This window comes from Plesiomonas sp., assembly GCF_051650925.1.
Taxonomy (GTDB): domain Bacteria; phylum Pseudomonadota; class Gammaproteobacteria; order Enterobacterales; family CAMTGL01; genus Plesiomonas.
Genome location: NZ_JBOFRH010000282.1, coordinates 1 through 1,152 on the forward strand (window position 1 = coordinate 1; position 1,152 = coordinate 1,152).

General features: G+C 46.9%; 2 protein-coding genes. Both read left to right on the forward strand.

Annotated features, from left to right (window positions below):
- Positions 1-381 (forward strand): hypothetical protein (locus ACRC27_RS06755; RefSeq protein ID WP_438639484.1); only part of this gene is annotated, 381 nt, incomplete at its 5' end.
- Between the two features lie 147 nt (positions 382-528).
- Positions 529-1,152, forward strand: a 624-nt coding sequence (locus ACRC27_RS06760; RefSeq protein ID WP_438639485.1) for a hypothetical protein, incomplete at its 3' end; no start/stop codon positions are given.

A 1,152-nucleotide genomic window follows, 5' to 3' on the forward strand; every position in this document is an offset into this window, starting at 1 on the left:
ATCCAGAAAATCCGAATTGATAAGCGCCGCTTTTCACTGGCGATCACCGTGGGTAATGCGAAATTCAGTGTCTCGCGTTACAGCAGTGCAGAGACCTTACTGGCGGTGTGTGACCAAATTCACCGCTTGTCATTAACGCCGGTGGTGGAGATTAAAGAGCGCATTGATAATGCGATGACGGAAGTGGAAATGTTTGAATCGAACCAAGGGCTGATCCAGCCACAGGATCTGGAACAGTTGGTTTATCACGTGAGCCAAAAGGCGCAAAAAACCATTTCATTAGATGATATGGTCAGTGTCTTAACCACCAATACGCGTTTGCGTAAACAAGCGCACAATATGGATGAACAGATCTTTTCTGCGTTGGTGGGGAAATTCTAATCGATAAGCCATAACGAGCGGTTATCACTTTCTCTTTAGACATGACTTTTTACTGATAATACCCATCTGTATACAGATGGGTATTTTTCATTGCGGTTGGCGATCGCTATAGTTATCTACATCAAAAAGTTTATGTAGATAGCTATTATGCAAGCAAAATGGATTTTTCGCGTCGCGCTCTCTAGCTCTATGGCGGTTATGCTTTCCGCTTGTGTTGGCCCAACGCAGTTGGAAGGGCAGTGGAAAAATCCGCAATGTAGCGAATGTTTTCCTGCTAAATCCGCGTTAGTGGTCGTCGCAACGCCGAATGTGGTGGCGCGCCGTTTATTAGAAGATGAGTTAGCCAAACAACTACGCGAACATCAAGTTCAGGCGGTGGTGTCATACCTGTATTTTTCTACGCCAACGAGCAATACAGCCGATAACCACAGCCAAGAGGTGTTAGCGCTGGCCAAGCAGCTGCATCTGGATAATATTCTAACGACCCAAGTCATGAAAGTGACACAGCCACAGGTTTACAGCGCACCGGCTCCGGTTTGGGGATGGAACAACTTCCCAGGTTATTATCAAGGCTTGTGGGCGCCGACCTATGATTTCCCTGCTACCGTTTACGTTGCACCTGAAATCTATGTGCAAACCACGCTCTATAATGTGCCGCATCAGAAATTTAGCTGGATGGGCAGTACGCAAACAACCCCAGTGGGTTATTCGATGGCGGCATTAGCCCAGCAAATGGCGGGATTATTGGTTGGCGAAATGGCTACGCAAAAT